At 70.5% G+C, this 14,474-nt stretch carries 13 protein-coding genes; 2 read left to right on the forward strand and 11 right to left on the reverse strand.

Annotated features, from left to right (window positions below; translation table 11 throughout):
• Positions 1-49 precede the first annotated feature (49 nt).
• Both AC3WOH_RS07645 and AC3WOH_RS07650 read right to left on the reverse strand, forming a co-directional pair.
• Positions 50-3,748 carry a DUF748 domain-containing protein gene (locus AC3WOH_RS07645; protein ID WP_492228755.1) on the reverse strand — a complete coding sequence of 1,233 codons (3,699 nt, stop codon included), beginning with the start codon at positions 3,746-3,748 and terminating at the stop codon, positions 50-52.
• 151 nt (positions 3,749-3,899) lie between these two features.
• The gene (locus AC3WOH_RS07650; RefSeq protein WP_492228756.1) at positions 3,900-4,655 is read right to left on the reverse strand and encodes an alanyl-tRNA editing protein; all 756 of its coding nucleotides are present in this window, start codon (positions 4,653-4,655) and stop codon (positions 3,900-3,902) included.
• A gap of 67 nt (positions 4,656-4,722) precedes the next feature.
• Between AC3WOH_RS07650 and AC3WOH_RS07655 the strand changes: the two genes are divergently transcribed.
• Positions 4,723-5,235, forward strand: coding sequence for a DUF1569 domain-containing protein (locus AC3WOH_RS07655; RefSeq protein WP_492228757.1), 513 nt, complete (start codon positions 4,723-4,725; stop codon positions 5,233-5,235).
• A gap of 18 nt (positions 5,236-5,253) precedes the next feature.
• Positions 5,254-6,132 (forward strand): creatininase family protein, encoded by an 879-nt coding sequence (locus AC3WOH_RS07660; protein ID WP_492228758.1) that lies wholly within the window; start codon positions 5,254-5,256, stop codon positions 6,130-6,132.
• Position 6,133: 1 nt separating this feature from the next.
• Here the strand turns inward: AC3WOH_RS07660 and AC3WOH_RS07665 are convergent, their stop codons facing one another.
• From AC3WOH_RS07665 to AC3WOH_RS07705, 9 genes are all read right to left on the reverse strand, one after another.
• On the reverse strand, positions 6,134-7,336 hold the full coding sequence (locus AC3WOH_RS07665; protein ID WP_492228759.1) for an aspartyl protease family protein: 1,203 nt from the start codon (positions 7,334-7,336) through the stop codon (positions 6,134-6,136).
• Between the two features lie 71 nt (positions 7,337-7,407).
• Positions 7,408-8,079 carry a histidine phosphatase family protein gene (locus tag AC3WOH_RS07670; protein ID WP_492228760.1) on the reverse strand — a complete coding sequence of 224 codons (672 nt, stop codon included), beginning with the start codon at positions 8,077-8,079 and terminating at the stop codon, positions 7,408-7,410.
• Positions 8,080-8,175: 96 nt separating this feature from the next.
• Positions 8,176-9,162 (reverse strand): threonine dehydratase, encoded by a 987-nt coding sequence (locus AC3WOH_RS07675; protein ID WP_492228761.1) that lies wholly within the window; start codon positions 9,160-9,162, stop codon positions 8,176-8,178.
• Positions 9,159-9,797 carry a LysE family translocator gene (locus AC3WOH_RS07680; RefSeq protein ID WP_492228762.1) on the reverse strand — a complete coding sequence of 213 codons (639 nt, stop codon included), beginning with the start codon at positions 9,795-9,797 and terminating at the stop codon, positions 9,159-9,161. Before AC3WOH_RS07680 ends, AC3WOH_RS07675 begins: the two co-directional genes overlap by 4 nt.
• Before the next feature lie 6 nt (positions 9,798-9,803).
• Positions 9,804-10,523 carry a VOC family protein gene (locus tag AC3WOH_RS07685; protein ID WP_492228763.1) on the reverse strand — a complete coding sequence of 240 codons (720 nt, stop codon included), beginning with the start codon at positions 10,521-10,523 and terminating at the stop codon, positions 9,804-9,806.
• Complete coding sequence (locus AC3WOH_RS07690; RefSeq protein ID WP_492228764.1) at positions 10,520-11,398, reverse strand: PhzF family phenazine biosynthesis protein; 879 nt, start codon at positions 11,396-11,398, stop codon at positions 10,520-10,522. Before AC3WOH_RS07690 ends, AC3WOH_RS07685 begins: the two co-directional genes overlap by 4 nt.
• A 144-nt stretch (positions 11,399-11,542) precedes the next feature.
• The gene (locus AC3WOH_RS07695) at positions 11,543-12,403 is read right to left on the reverse strand and encodes a PhzF family phenazine biosynthesis protein (RefSeq protein ID WP_492228765.1); all 861 of its coding nucleotides are present in this window, start codon (positions 12,401-12,403) and stop codon (positions 11,543-11,545) included.
• Between the two features lie 29 nt (positions 12,404-12,432).
• Positions 12,433-13,059 (reverse strand): glutathione S-transferase, encoded by a 627-nt coding sequence (locus AC3WOH_RS07700; RefSeq protein WP_492228766.1) that lies wholly within the window; start codon positions 13,057-13,059, stop codon positions 12,433-12,435.
• 5 nt (positions 13,060-13,064) lie between these two features.
• Complete coding sequence (locus tag AC3WOH_RS07705; protein ID WP_492228773.1) at positions 13,065-14,264, reverse strand: aminotransferase-like domain-containing protein; 1,200 nt, start codon at positions 14,262-14,264, stop codon at positions 13,065-13,067.
• Positions 14,265-14,474 lie beyond the last annotated feature (210 nt).

Raw genomic sequence — 14,474 nt, forward strand, 5'->3', positions numbered from 1 at the left:
GTGTGAGCGCCGAAACCGCGGATTGGTTCCGGCGCGATGGCGTGGCCCCTTATTGTGTCGCCAGGCTCATCTGTGCCTGGGGCGTCCATTTCTCGGGCTGGCTTCCCGCCCGCGGCGCGGCCAGGAACAGGCGCTCCACGGGCAGCTTCTGCGCGAGCAGGTAGCTGCGCACCGCCTGGCCCCGCTGGGCGGCCAGTTCCTGTGCCATGGCCTCGGTGGCAGGTTGGTTGGCCAGCAGCAGGGCTTCCATCTCGGGCACCGTGAGCTCGCGCGCCAGGCCTACGAGGTTGCGCGGCTTGGGAATGTCGGCGCGGCGGTAGACCTCCTTGAGCAGGGCCGGGTATTCGGCGGCCTGCACGGGGTCGGTGCCGGCGGGGCTGGCGCGGCGTTTTTCGGCCAGCACCAGCTGCTGCAGGTGCTCGCGCTGCAGGCCTTCGCGCTCGGCCTGCAGGCTGGCCTGGCCGGTCACGGTCAGGCGCAGGTTGGGCCGGTCGGTGAGCGCCTTGACCACCTTGGCCAGGTTCTGCTGCGCCTCGGTCGTGAGGCTGGCGCTGCCGGGGGCGAAGGCCACGGTGCTCAGCTCGTCACCGCCGCCCAGGGCATTGGCCAGCAGGCTGAAGGGCGCGGTCAGGGCCTTGCCAATCAGGTTGACGACGATCTTCCAGATGACCGGGCCCACGCGGAACTCGGGGTCGTTGAGCGAGCCGCTGAGTGGCAGGTCCAGGTCGATCACGCCCTGGCGGTCGGCCAGCAGGGCCACGGCCAGTTTCACGGGCAGGCTGTTGGGGGCGCCGGCCACGGGCTCGCCGAAGCTCAGCTGGTTGAGCACCAGCCGGTTGCTGGCCGTGAGCTGGCCGCTGGGCAGCACCTTGTAGGCCACGTCCACGCTGAGCTTGCCGCGCTCGATGCCATGCCCGGCGTACTTCACGGCATAGGGCGACAGGGGCGGCAGCTCCAGGTCGCGCACCTTGCCCGCGATGTCGAGCGCCAGCGGCTTGGCCAGCGGGTTGAGCTTGCCCGTGATCTCCAGCGAGGCCGTGCCCTCGGCCTTGCCGCGCAGTTCCAGATCGGCCAGCACCGGCTCGCTCCCGGGCGCGGTGGTGGAGAAGGCGCTGAGCCTGCCCGTGAGCTCCGACAGGTCGGCCGAGTAGTTGGGCTTGATGAAGAAGTCCGAGAACAGCACCTTGCCGTTGACCAGGCTCACCGGCCCGAACTGCACCACCGGTGCCAGCGGATCGGCCGGCGCTGCCGCCACGGCGGCCGACGCGGTGGATGCTGCGGGTACCGGCGCGGGCGGCACCGATTTGGCGGCGCTGGCGGCATTGGCCGCCTGGGCCTCGGCCGGGGTCTTGGCGATGTCGCCCAGGTTGACGCGGCCGGCCTCGTTGATGGTGATGCGCGCGAAGAAGTCGGCCAGGCTGGTTTCCTTCACTTCGATGCGCGGTGCCGTGCCGGGGGCGGTGGCCAGGGCCAGGCCGCGCAGGTTCAGGCTCTTCCAGGCCAGCAGTTCCTCGCCCACCTGGGCCTCGGTCTTGGGGGTGGAGGCCGAGGTGCTGTTGGCCTTCAGGTCCTCGACCACGGCATCGCCAGACAGGCGCAGGCTGGGGCCCTTGTCGCCCTGGGCAAAGGCCAGGTCGCCGCGAAAGCCCACGTCGGCGCGCAGCAGCTCGATGGACAACTGGCTGGCCAGGTAGCCGTCCAGTGCATGCAACGGCAGGCGCGTGGCGTTGAGCTTGCCCTGTGTGGCCAGCGGCTGCAGCGCCAGCGTGCCCTGGTAGTCGAGCTTGCCCGCGGCATTGCCCTTGCCGCCTGCCGCCACCTGGGCCGACAGCTGCAGGGCCTCGGGCTTGCTGCCATCGGTGGCCAGGTTCTTCGCAGCGATGCCCAGGGCCGACAGCTCCAGCGCCACAGGCCGGGCCTGGGCCCTGTCGGCCAGGGACACCGCGCCGCCCTGCAGGCTGAAATCGGCCACGCGCAGCACCCAGGGCGCGTCTGCCGCAGCCGCGGCTGCCGTGTCTCCGGCAGGGGCTGGCTTCATCCAGCGTTCGAACATCCAGCGGCCGTCCGCATCGCGGTCCACCGTGATTTTGGGCTGGGTGAGCGCCAGGCTCTCCAGCGTGGCGGTGCGCTGGTCCAGGGGCAGTTGCAGGCCCTTGATCTCCAGCCGGCCCAGGCTGGCCAGTTGCGCCTTGCCCTGGCGCAGGGCCAGTTGTTCCAGCGCCAGCGGCCCGGCGGTGAGCGTGACACCGGTCGCAGTCGGCGCGTCGGCCGCAGCCCATTGCACGCCGATATCGCCCGTGAGCTGGCCTGCCACGCTGGGCTCCAGCACCTGGGCGAGGTAGGGTGCGGCCAAGGGCAGGGCCAGTGCATTCAGGCTGGCCTGCACCTGGGCCTTCTGGTCCGTGGCTTCGCCTTTGAAGGCCAGGCTGCCGTCCTGTAGCTTCAGGCCGCCCTCGAAGGTGACGGGGTGGGCCCAGGGCAGGGCCAGGTCCTTGGCGTCCAGCGTGAAATCGCGGGCCTCCAGCGCCGCGGCGGGGCGGGTGGACTGGTCGGCCCAGCGCAGGGTGCCACCGCGCACCAGAGTGTGGGCGACCTCCACGGTCCAGGGCTTGGCGGTGGCGGCCTTGCCGTTGGCCGACGATGCGGGGCGAGAGGCTGCGTTGGCCGCTGCCGCGGGAGCAGTCGGGGCGGGTGCGGCCAACTGCGCCAAATTGATCTGTCCCGCGGCATCGCGCGTGGCGCTCAGCACCGGGGCCGTGAGTTCCACCTGCGACAGGCGCACCACCTGGTCGAGCGGGCGCACATCGGCCAGGTCGATCTTCAGGCGCTCGTAGGCCAGCAGGTCCTGGCCCTGGCGGTCGGCCACGCGCACCTGGCTGGCCTGCACGCTGCCCGTGAGCTTGACAGCCATCTTGGGCGCCTGTTCGAAGGCGATCTTCACGTCCACGTCCAGCGTCGCGCCCTGCACCTTCACGGGCAGGCTGGCGGGCAGGTAGGCCAGGTAGGGGGCCAGGTCCACGCCCTCCCAGCGCACGCTGGCATCGGTCTTGCCAGTCTGGGCAAACGGCGTGCCCTGGGCGGACGAGTCGAAGCGGCTGCCGTTGAGCGTGAAGGCCAGGTGGGGTTCCACCTTCACCTCGCGCTGCGAGGGCAGGGTGCTGATGAAGGGCACCTTGAGTGCCAGCTCGCGCAGCTGGTGCTGCTTGCCCACGCTGCGGTCGTCGTAGTCGATGCTGCCGCCAGTGAGCGCCAGGTTGTACAGCGCCAGGCGCGCGGGGCCGGTGTCGGGCTGGGGCTCGGCCGGCGGGGCGGTGACTTTGGCGATGATGTCGTCCACGTCGTAGCGGCCCTCGCCCAGGTGGGCGATGTGCAGCACGGGCGACTCCACGGTGAATTCGTCCACCACGGGCGCCAGGCGCAGCAGGGACTGCAGCTCGCCGTCGATGTGCACGCGCGCGATGGTGAGCTGCGGTGTGGCGCTGTTCCCGGCGCCGGCCACGGCGATGTCGCGCAGCGTGAGTTCCAGCGACCAGGGCGCAAAGTCGATGGCACCCACCGTCACGGCCCGGCCCAGCTGTTCGCTGGCCATGCGCTGCAGCGGCCCCTTGAGCAGCGGTGGCACGGCCAGCCAGGTCAGCAGCCACAGGGCCAGCAGCGCGGCCAGGGCGATGGCGGCGCGGCGGGCCCAGCGGTGCTGGCGCAGGGCGGCCAGAGAGGGGCGGGTCAGGGAAAGCTTGGGGACGGGCATGGAGGCAGCGGAAAACGGGCGGGCGGTCAGGACTACCCTGCCGCTTGGAACAGGTTCTCAAGGGCGGCAGGCCGCCCAAGGTACCACCGCGCGGGGCGGCGCGGTGTTTCCAGGGGTTCGGTTGATGCTTTTTGACGATTGGCCTGGGGCCTCAGGCGCCGAAGCCCAGCACTACCCGGCGCGTGGTAGCACTCTTCTTCTCGATCTTGGTCACCACGATGGCGCCGATCTCTGCGGTATTGGCCACATGCGTGCCGCCGCAGGGCTGCAGGTCGATCAGCGGGGCGCCGCCCTCGCCGCCGCCGATGCGGATGGTGCGGATGCGCCCTGTGCCGCGCGGCGGCTGCACGCTCATGCTCTTGACCAGGGCCGGGTTGGCGTCGAGTTCCTCGTCGCTGATCGAGGCCACGGTGAGCGGGTGGGCCGCGGCCACCAGGGCGGCAATGCCTGCGGTCAGCACATCCTTGTCGAGCGGGTCGGTCATCGAAAAGTCCAGCCGCGCGTACTCGGGCGTGATGGAGCAGCCGTTGACCAGCTGCGGCACCAGGTGGCACAGCAGGTGGGTGGTGGTGTGCAGCCGCATCAGGCGGTGGCGGCGCTCCCAGTCGATGCGGGCCGTCACCGGCATGCCGGTCGCTAGCGCGGCCAGGCGTTCCTCCTGGCCCGGGGCCGGCACATGCACGATATCGGTCGTGGGCTGGCCTTCGGCATCCTTGCCCTTGCGCGTGTCGGCAATGGCGATCGCCGTGCCATCGGCCAGCAGCAGGTGGCCGCTGTCGCCGGCCTGGCCGCCGCCCAGCGGGTAGAACACCGTGCGGTCGAGCACGATGCCGGCCTCGGTGATCGCGGTGATGTGGGCGCTGCATTCGCGCAGGTAGCTGTCTTCTCGGAACAGATCGTGGGTCATCCCTGCATGGTAGCGGGAGCCGTGCGCGACTGCAGGCGCCGTGCCGCGGCGCTACCATCGGCACACCATGAAACGCCGCACCGCCCTGATCGCCGCCCCTTTGGTCCTGGCCCCTGCCCTCGGCTGGGCCGACGAGCCCAAGGTGGCCGACCTGTCCGGCGCGCTGCGCTGGCTCGACAAGCTGGAGGCCACGCCCCAGGCCCGCACCACGGGCGCCTGGCCCCTGGTGGCCGTGCTGGAGCACCTGTCGCAGAGCATCGAGATGAGCATGGACGGCTTTCCCAAGGAGAACAGCGCCCTGTTCCAGCGCACGCTGGGTGCGGCAGCATTCGGCTTCTTCGGCTGGCGCGGGCGCATGTCGCATGGCCTGGCCGAGCCGATCCCCGCAGCGCCAGCGCTCACGATGTCGGGCGACTGGAAGCCCGCCGCCCAGCGCTTGCGCGCCGCCATCGCACGCTTTCAGGCACACACAGGGGTGCTGCGGCCCCATTTCGCCTACGGCGCGTTGGACAAGGCCGACTTTTCCCGTGCCCACACCTTTCACATCGCCAACCACCAGGACGAGATCGTTCTCGCCTGAGGCCGCTACCATGGCGGCATGACGCAGCCCCCGGTGCCCCCATCCTCTTCCACAGCCTCCACGCCCACCCGCTGGTGGGCCGAACTCGGCACGCGCGACTTCGCGCAGCGCAAGGCCTCGGGCCTGGCGGCGCAGACGGTGGCGGTGCTGCCGGTGGCCGCCGTCGAGCAGCACGGGCCGCACCTGCCGCTGTCGGTCGATGCCACGCTGCTGCAGGGCGTGATCGATGCCGCGCTGCCGCTGTTGCCGGCGGAGCTGCCGGTGCTCTTTCTACCGCCGCAGAACGTGGGCCTGAGCCCCGAGCACATCCGCTACCCCGGCACGCTCACGCTGTCGCCAGCCACCATCATCGCGCTGTGGACCGAGCTGGGCGAATGCGTGGCGCGCGCCGGTGTGAAGAAGCTCTTGCTGTTCAACGGCCATGGCGGCCAGGTCAGTGTGATGGACATCGTGGCGCGCGAATTGCGCACGCGCTGCGACCTCCTGGTCTACAGCGCCAGCTGGTTCAGCCTGCCGCTGCCCGAGGCCGTGGCCGGCCAGTTCAGCGCGCAGGAGCACCGCTTCGGAATCCATGCGGGCGAGATCGAGACCTCGATGATGCTGCACCTGGCGCCCGGCACCGTGCACATGGAACACGCCCAGGATTTCCGCTCCACCTCGCAAGACCGCTCGGAGCGCTACGCCATCCTGGGCAATGGCAAGAGCGCCAAGCTCGGCTGGCAGATGCAGGACTACCACCCCGCCGGTGCCGTGGGCAATGCCGCGGCCGCCACGGCCGACAAGGGCCGCCAGGTGGTCGATGCCGCCGCCATGCAGTTGGTGGCCCTGCTGCAGGAGATGGTGGCGCTGCCGCTGAGCACCCTGCGCGACCAGCCGGACGGCGCCCCCCCGCCCTGAGTCAAACCAGTTCCTGCAGCGTCAGCGTGGTCTGGCGCTCGGCACCCTCCGGGCCACGCAAGCGCAGGGCGAGCGCCGTGCCGGGCGGTGCGGCCAACCGCTCGCGCAGCCAGCCGGCATCGCTGGCGCCGAGTTCGCGTCCCTGCACCGCCAGCAGCGCGTCGCCTGGCCGCATGCCGGCCTGGTCCGCAGGGCCGCCGGCCAGCACATGGAGCACCTCGAAGTGCGTGCCATTCCAGCGCGCCAGCAGCCCGCTGCGCGGCCCGGAAAAGGGCTCGCCAAGGGCGGCCTGTGCGTCCAGGTACAGCGCCCCGCCAGCCACATCGAGGGTGAGGGCGAAGCGCCGCCACAGTTCATTGCCCAGGTTGCCCATCCAGGCATCGCTGCCGAACAGACCATCGGAGGCCAGCGCCAGGTGCACCGGCACCTGCGGCAGCTGCCAGGGGCCGATGCCGAACTGCGGCAGGCGTGCGACATCGGCCCAGGTGATGCCGCCCACGCTCACGCCCGTGGGCATGCGCACGGCGGGTTGCAGCGCGGCGCGCAGGCCCAGCCGCTCCACCGTGGGCCGGAACAGCGTGACGGCGCCGCTGTCGCCCGTGTCCAGCGAAAACCAGCCCGCATGCCCGGCGGCGCTGGCCTGCACCAGCAGCTTGCCGCCGGGCAGCACCTGCAGGGGCAGGCGCACGGCCTCGGGTGGCACCGGCATGCGGCCCGGCAGGTCCAGCGTGATTTCGCCGCGCGCAAAGTCCAGGTGCGTGGTGAAGGCGCGCCAGAGCGGCGCGCCCAGGATGCCGTCGTAGGCGAACTCGGCGGGCAGCGGTATGACGAAGGCCAGGGCCTGGCGCAGGCGCGCGCTGCCGCCCAGCACGATTTCGTCCACCCGGGTCCAGGGCACGGGCTGGTCCGAGGCCTGTGCGCCGGAGCTGGGCACCCGCTCCTCGGACAGCGCCAGCCCGAGCGCCTCGGCCGTGCGCGGGGTGAGCACATGCTGGTCGGCCCCGGTGTCGAGCAGCAGGCGCAGCGGCCGGCCATTGGCCTGCGCCACCACCGACACATGGGTGAGATCGCGTTGCAGGGGCAGGGTGGTGGGGCCGCTGGCCAGGGCCTCACCCTCGGGGCTGCGCCCCATCGAGCCGCCGCAGGCGGCCAGCACGGGCACAGCGCTCAGCAGGCTGTGGCCCAGGAAATGTCGACGGCGCATGGCAACTCCCGCAAAGCGTTGGAGTTGCTATTAAACAGTAAAAATTTATTGTTTTGCAATAAATTTAAGTCTCACGCGTGCGTCAACCAGTCCGCATGTTCCAGCGCATGCAGGTGCGGCAGGGTGTTGAAGGTCTGCAGCATCAGGCGCTTGGGGCTGATGGTGAACTCCGTGACCGCGCTGTTGCGGATGCGCATGTTGAGCGCAATGGTCACCTCGGGCGCCGTGCCCAGCACCTGGCCCACGGCGGTCGAGATCGGGCCGCCGCTGCTCACCAGCAGCACGTTGTGGCCCACATGGTGCTGGCGCACATGGTCGAGCGCGCCGCGCACACCGGCGCTGAACTCGTTCCAGCTCGGCATGCCCTGGGGGCTGATGACGCCCGCCATCCACTGCGCGAGCGCGTCGCACAGCAATCGAAAGTGGTGGCGGTACAGCTCGGGCGTGTCGGGCCGGGGCAGGGGCTGCGGGTGGATGGCGGTGATCAGCGCATGGCTGTCGTACTCGTTGAGGCCGGGCATCTGCAGCACCTCGGGCGTGGCCTGCAGGCCTTGGGCAATGCCTTCGAGCGTCTGCGTATGGCGGCGCAGCGTGCCGGTGATCACGGCGTCGAACACCACGCCGTGCTCGCGCCAGTGCTCGCCCAGGCGCACCGCCTGCTCGCGCCCGCGGGCGCTCAACTGGTCGTAGTCGTCTGCGCCAAACGAGGCCTGGCCGTGGCGCACGAGGTAAAGGGTTCCCATGCGCCGGATTGTGGGCAGGCACCGGCCCGGCCGTTTGTCTCCCAAGCGACCGGAGCTGCGCCGCCAGTAGCCTCGGCGACAGTTCAGCGATGTGGCTCAGCCCGCCAGCACGCGGCTGAACACCGGTGCGTCGACATTGCCGCCCGTGAGCGCCAGGCCCACGGCCTGGCCACGCAGGCTGTCGCGTTCCTGCAGCGCCGCAGCCAGGGCGGCGGCACCCGCACCTTCGGCGACGTTGTGCGTGTCGGTGTAGATCGCGTGCATGGCCGCAGCCACCTCGGCGTCGCTCACCTGCACGATGTGGTCGATGCGCGGCGCGAGGATGGCCAGTGCGTCCGCATCGGCCACGCGGCAGGCCATGCCATCGGCCAGTGCGGTGGTCACGGGTGCCTCGACCACGCGGCCTGCGGCCAGCGAATCGGCATAGGTGGTGGCATGGCTGCTCACCACGCCGACGATGCGCACGCCGTGGCCGAGCGCCAACTTGGCCGCGATGGCCGAGCAGGCGCCCGAACCCTGGCCGATGGGCACGTACACCACATCGAGCTGCGGCACCGCGCGCAGGAACTCCCACCAGTAGGTGCTCACGCCGCGCAGCAGGTCGCCATGGAAGCTGGGCACCATGTGCGCACCGCGCTCGGCCGCCAGTTGCATGGCGTGCTCGCGCGCCTCCTGGAAGTCGTCGCCGTGTTCGATCAGCGTGACACTCAGCGCGCGCATGGCGGCATTCTTCTCGACCGAGTTGCCCCGGGGCACGACGATGGTGCAGGCCACCCCATGGCGGCGCGCGGCCCAGCCCATGCTCTGGCCGTGGTTGCCGCGCGTGGCGCTGACCACCTCGCGCGGCAGCGCGCCGCGCCGGGCCAACTGGTCGAAATAGGTGAGCCCGCCGCGGATCTTGAAGGCCCCCACGGGCGTGTGGTTCTCGTGCTTGAGCCAGCAGTCCGTGCCCAGGCGCTCGCTGAGCAGGCCCCAGCGGTACTGCGGCGTGGGCGCAAAGTCGCGGTACACGACTTCGGCTGCCGCCTCGATGTCGGCCAGGCCGGGCAACCAGGGATGGGAGGGTGTGGGCAGGGCGCTCATGCGGCAGGCCTCTTTTCGGTGAGCAGGCGCACGGCCAGCAGGCCCAGCACGGTGCCCATGACATAGCGCTGGGCGCGCATCCAGCCCTGGCTGCGGTTCATGAACAGCGCCACGCGGGCTGCGAACAACACCAGGAGGGCGTTGACCAGGCCACTGATGCTGATCTGCACGGCACCCAGGGAGAGGCTTTGCAGCAGCCACTGGCCGCGCTCAGGGTGCAAAAACTGCGGAAAGAACGACAGGTAGAACATGGCCACCTTGGGGTTGAGCAGGTTGGTCATGAAGCCCATGAGGAAGAGCTTGCGCGGCGTGTCGTGCGGCAGGTCGCGCGCCTCGAAGGGCGCGGCACCGCCCGGCTTCACGGCCTGCCAGGCCAGCCACAGCAGGTAGGCCGCACCCGCGATGCGGATGGCGTCGAAGGCCATGGGCACGGCGGCCAGCAGGGCCGTCAGGCCGAGCGAGGCCGCCAGCAGGTGCACACCGAAGCCCGCCAGCACACCGGCCAGCGACAGCAGGCCGGCGCGCGGCCCCTGGGTGAGGCTGCGCGAGACGCAGTAGATCATGTTGGGCCCGGGCGTGAGCACGAGCAGCAGCGCAGCGAGCGCAAAAAGCATCAGTTCCTGGGGTGTGAGCATGGGGGCTTACTCCGTTGAGGGGATGGAAGGGGCCGAGCGCAGGGCCACAGGGCCGCGCGGTGTGGCGAGGGCCGCCTGCAGCAGTGGCACCGGACCGGCGCTGGCCGGGGCAAGGGCGTGCAGGCCGGCGGCATCGCAGGCTGCAGCGAGGGCGGAGCCGTCCGGGTGCTGCAGCGCGAGCGATTGCAACTGCACACCGCTGGCTGGCAGGTGGTCGCAGGGGTGCGCGGCCCCCCACTGGATCAGCGTGGGCAGGCAGCCGTCCCACAGGCGCCGGCCGTCGGGCCGCACGGTGATCTGCCACTGCAGCAGGCCCTGCGGCGTGGGGCGGCTGGCGGCGATGGCGCGGCCCCGGTCCACGCCCAGGGCCGCAAGCGCCTGCAGGCTGGCCGCCACATCGCGCACCGAGGCCACCCAGTGGATGAGCTGCGGGCCGTGCTCGGCCACCTGCTGTTGCAGTGCCACGTTGTCCATGTCGAACCAGCGCCGGTCGCTGTCGGGAATGCTCTTGGTGCCCACGGGGTTGATCGCGATGATCTCCAGGTAGGCGCGCGGGTGCGCGGGGCTGGAGATGTTGATCAGGCGGTTGTGCGTGCCCATCAGCGGGTGCTCGCCGCCCGCCGCAGGCGTGACGCCCAGCGTGCGCTCGCACCACGCAACGCCCGTGGCCAGGTCGCTGGCCAGCACCACCAAGTGGTCGATGCAGGCGGCGGTGGGTGCCGTCACAGCAGCACCTCGCCCTGCACGCAGGTCACCGAATGGCCGCCGATCCAGATCTCGCTGCCCTCCTGGTGCACATGCACGCGCCCGGCGCGGCCCAGGGCTGTTCCCTGGCTAGCGATGTAACTCGTGGGTGCCAGGCCCGCGCCGATCAGCCATTGGGCCAGGGCGGCGTTCAGGCTGCCAGTCACGGGGTCTTCGGCCAGGCCTGCATTGCCGGGGAAGAAGGCACGCACCTCGAAGGCAATGTCCTCGCGCGAGGTATCTGCGCCAATCACGCCGACCTTGCCGCGCGGGCCCACCACGCCGATGTCCAGGCCCGCGAGGATGGCGCTGTCCGGCCGCAGGGCCAGTACCTGCTCGGCGGACTTCAACATCACACCGCGCCACTTGGGGCCGTTGTCGCACCAGGCGTGGTGCAGGATGTCGGCGCGGTCCACGCCCAGGCCGCGCGCGATCAGCGCCACGTCGGCCTCGTCCAGCGGGCCGCTGCGCAGCCGTTCGGGGGCGGCAAAGGCCAGGCGCGCACCGTCCTGGCGCAGCGGCACCAGGCCCACACCGCATTCCTGCACCACACGGCCCGGTGTCTGCGGCTTGCCGCCGGCGCTCAGCCAGGCATGGCAACTGCCCAAGGTGGGGTGGCCGGCAAACGGCAGCTCGCGCCCGGGGCAGAAGATGCGCACGCGGTAGTCGGCGCCGGCCGCGCGGCCCTCGGGGGTGGGTGGCAGCAAAAAGGTGGCTTCCGACAGGTTGGTCCAGTTCGTGAACTCCTGCATGGCCTCGGTGGTGATGCCCTCGCCATCGAGCACCACGGCCAGCGGGTTGCCGCGGTAGGCCTGTTCGGTGAAGACGTCGACTTGCTGGAAGGGGCGCAGTTTCATGGGATGCCTGTCTAGGTGGTGGTAGTGGAATGGATGAATAAATGCTGCTCGGCTGTTGGGCCACGCCAGGGGGCTGGCCTGGGCCGGGCGCACAGGCCGGCGGGCCGTTTCAGCCGATGGCGTAGATCAGGGCAGGGGACGGTTTCAGAGCAGCACCGTCCCTTCGATGCAGGTGACGGAGCGCCCACCCACCCAGACCTGGTGGTCGTCCTGGCGGATGTGCACCCGGCCCGCGCGGCCCAGGCATTCGCCCTGGGCCACCTGGTAGTGGTGGGGGGCCAGGCCTTCGGCGATCAGCCATTCGGCTAGGCTGGCGTTGAGGCTGCCGGTCACCGGGTCCTCGCGGTTGCCCATGGGCGCGGCAAAGGCGCGCACCACCACGCCGGGGCGGCTGGCGTCGCTGGCCTCCTTGCCCACATGGACCACGCCGACCGACTGGCCCAGGTCCATGAGCCGCGCATGGTCAGGCTCCAGGCCGAGCACGGTGTCGGCGCTATCGAGCAGCATGCCCAGCCACACAGGGCCGTTGTCCAGCAACTGGGTGCCCAGGATCTGCGCCGGGCGCACGCCCAGCGCGCTGGCGATCAGCGGCACCAGCGCCGGGCTGGGCGCGCTGCGCGTAAGCGGCGGGGCCGCAAAGGCCAGGGTGTGGTCTTCACGGCGGATGCGCACCAGGCCCAACGCACACTCCTGCACCACCAGCCCTGGCTCGCGCGGCTGGTGGCCTGCCTGCAGCCAGGCGTGACAGGTGCCCAGCGTGGGGTGGCCGGCAAAGGGCAGCTCGCCCTGGGGGCTGAAGATGCGCAAGCGATAGTCGGCCCCACCCGCGCGGCCGGCCTCGGTGGGCGGCAGCAAAAAGGTGGTTTCCGACAGGTTCATCCACGCGGCGAAGCGGCGCATGTCCGCATCGCTCAGGTCCTCGGCCTGCAGCACCACGGCCACGGGATTGCCGTCGCCGGGGCGGTCGCTGAAGACGTCGATCTGCTTGAAGGCGCGTGGCTGCATGGTGCGGTCTCTGGCGGGTGGTCGTCCGCTCAGGATAACGGCTGATCGAGCACGCCGCGCGCGCCGGGGCGCGCGCTCACGGCCTGGTACCAGCGCTCCAGGTGCGGCCGTGCGGGCCGTTCCTGCGGAAGGCCCCACCAGCGGTGGATCTCGCAGCCCACGGGGATGTCGGCCATGGTGAAGTGCTCACCCACCATGAAGGGCTGGCGTGCCAGGTGCGCGTCCAGCAGGTCCATCAGCGGCTCGGTGGCGGCCACCGAAGCGGCGATCAGCGCCTCGCTGCGATGTGCGGCGGGCGTGCGTATCCACTGGATGAAGGCATCGCGCCCGGCCGGGTTCAGCGTGGTCTGCTGCCAGTCCATCCACTGCTCGGCGGCAAAGCGGGCGGCGATGTCCTCGGGGTAGAGATTGCCCGGCGCATGCCGAGCGCACAGGTAGCGCACGATGGGGTTCGATTCCCACAGCACCACGCCGGTGTCCTCGTCCTCGATCAGCGGCACCAGGCCGTTGGGGTTCATCGCAAGGTAGCGCGCTTCGCGCACGATGCCGAACTGCCCGCCGGCATCGGTGCGCTGCAGGCTGATGCCGAGCTCCTGCGCGGCCCACACGACCTTGCGCACGTTGATCGACGATAGCCGTCCCCACAGGCGCAGCATGCCGCTCAGCCCTTGGCCTGGTGGTCGCGGATGGCGGCGGCCAGCGCGGCGATGCCGGTGGCGATCTGCTCGGCCGTGGAGGTCACGAACGACAGGCGCAGCGTGCGGTGGTCGGCATCGTCGGCGTAGAAGGCGGCGCCGGGCACGAAGGCCACATTGCGCTCCACGGCCTTGGGCAAGAGCTCGATGGCGCTCATGCCTTCGGGCAGGCGCACCCACAGGAACATGCCACCGTCCGGCTTGTTCCACTCGACCGACAGGCCCTGCATCTCCTTGGTGAGCGCGGTCAGCATCGCGTCGCGCTGCTCTTTGTACAGCGCGCGGATGGTGGGCACGTGCTTGTCCAAGAAGCCGCCCTTCATCACCTCGGCCACCATGCGCTGGTTGTAGCCGGGGGTGTGCAGGTCGGCCGCCTGCTTGGCCTGCAGCAGCTTGGGGTAGACCGACTTGGGCGCCACCAGGAAGCCCAGGCGCAGGCCTGGGGCCAGCACCTTGGAGAACGAGCCCATGTAGATGCAGCCCTCGGGGTTGCGTGCGGTCAGCGGCGCGGGCGGCGGGTTGTCGAACCACAGGTCGCCGTAGGGGTTGTCTTCGACCAGCGGCAGGTTCAGCTCGGCTGCCTTGGCCACCAGCGCGGCACGGCGCGCATCGCTCATGGTGCGGCCCGTGGGGTTCTGGAAGTTGGGCAGCACGTACAGGAAGCGCGCCTTGTCGGCACCGGTGCCGACCTTGGCCACGAGGTCGTCGACCAGCACGCCCTCATCGTCGCTGGCCACGGCCACGACCTTGGGTTCCATGGGCGTGAAGGCCTGGATCGCGCCCAGGTAGGTGGGCGTTTCCACCAGCACGCGGCTGTCGGTGTCGATCAGCACCTTGGCGATCAGGTCCAGGCCCTGCTGTGAGCCGGTGGTGATCAGCACCTGGTCTGGGTTCACGTCCCAGGGCAGGAAGTCGGCGATGGCTTCGCGCAGCGGGCCGAAGCCTTCGCTAGCGGCGTACTGCAAGGCCGAAGGGCCGTCATTGGCCAGCACGGCCGCCGAGGCCGCAGCGAACGCCGCGACAGGGAAGGTCTTGGGCGAGGGCAGGCCACCGGCCAGGCTGATGATGCCGGGCTTCTCGGTGACCTTGAGGATTTCGCGGATCACCGAGGGGTTCATGCGCTCGGCGCGGCGGGCCAGGGTCCAGGTTGTTGGCAGGTCGTTCATGTTCACTCTCGTTCTCCTTCGGGTGGCCCATAAGAACCTGTTCACAATTTATTCGGGGTCGCGTTGGGGCGCAATCGGGATGAGTGGATGCTTCGGATGCGCCGCATGGGCTCATGCCCATGCAAGCAGCCGAGGCGTCCAATCGCCCGATTTCGCTCCAACCCTTCGGGCAGTGGCCTTGGCGGGCGGTCTGCGGCGTTGCGGCGCTTG

It is taken from the genome of Acidovorax sp. FW305-C-20-28, from assembly GCF_058783375.1.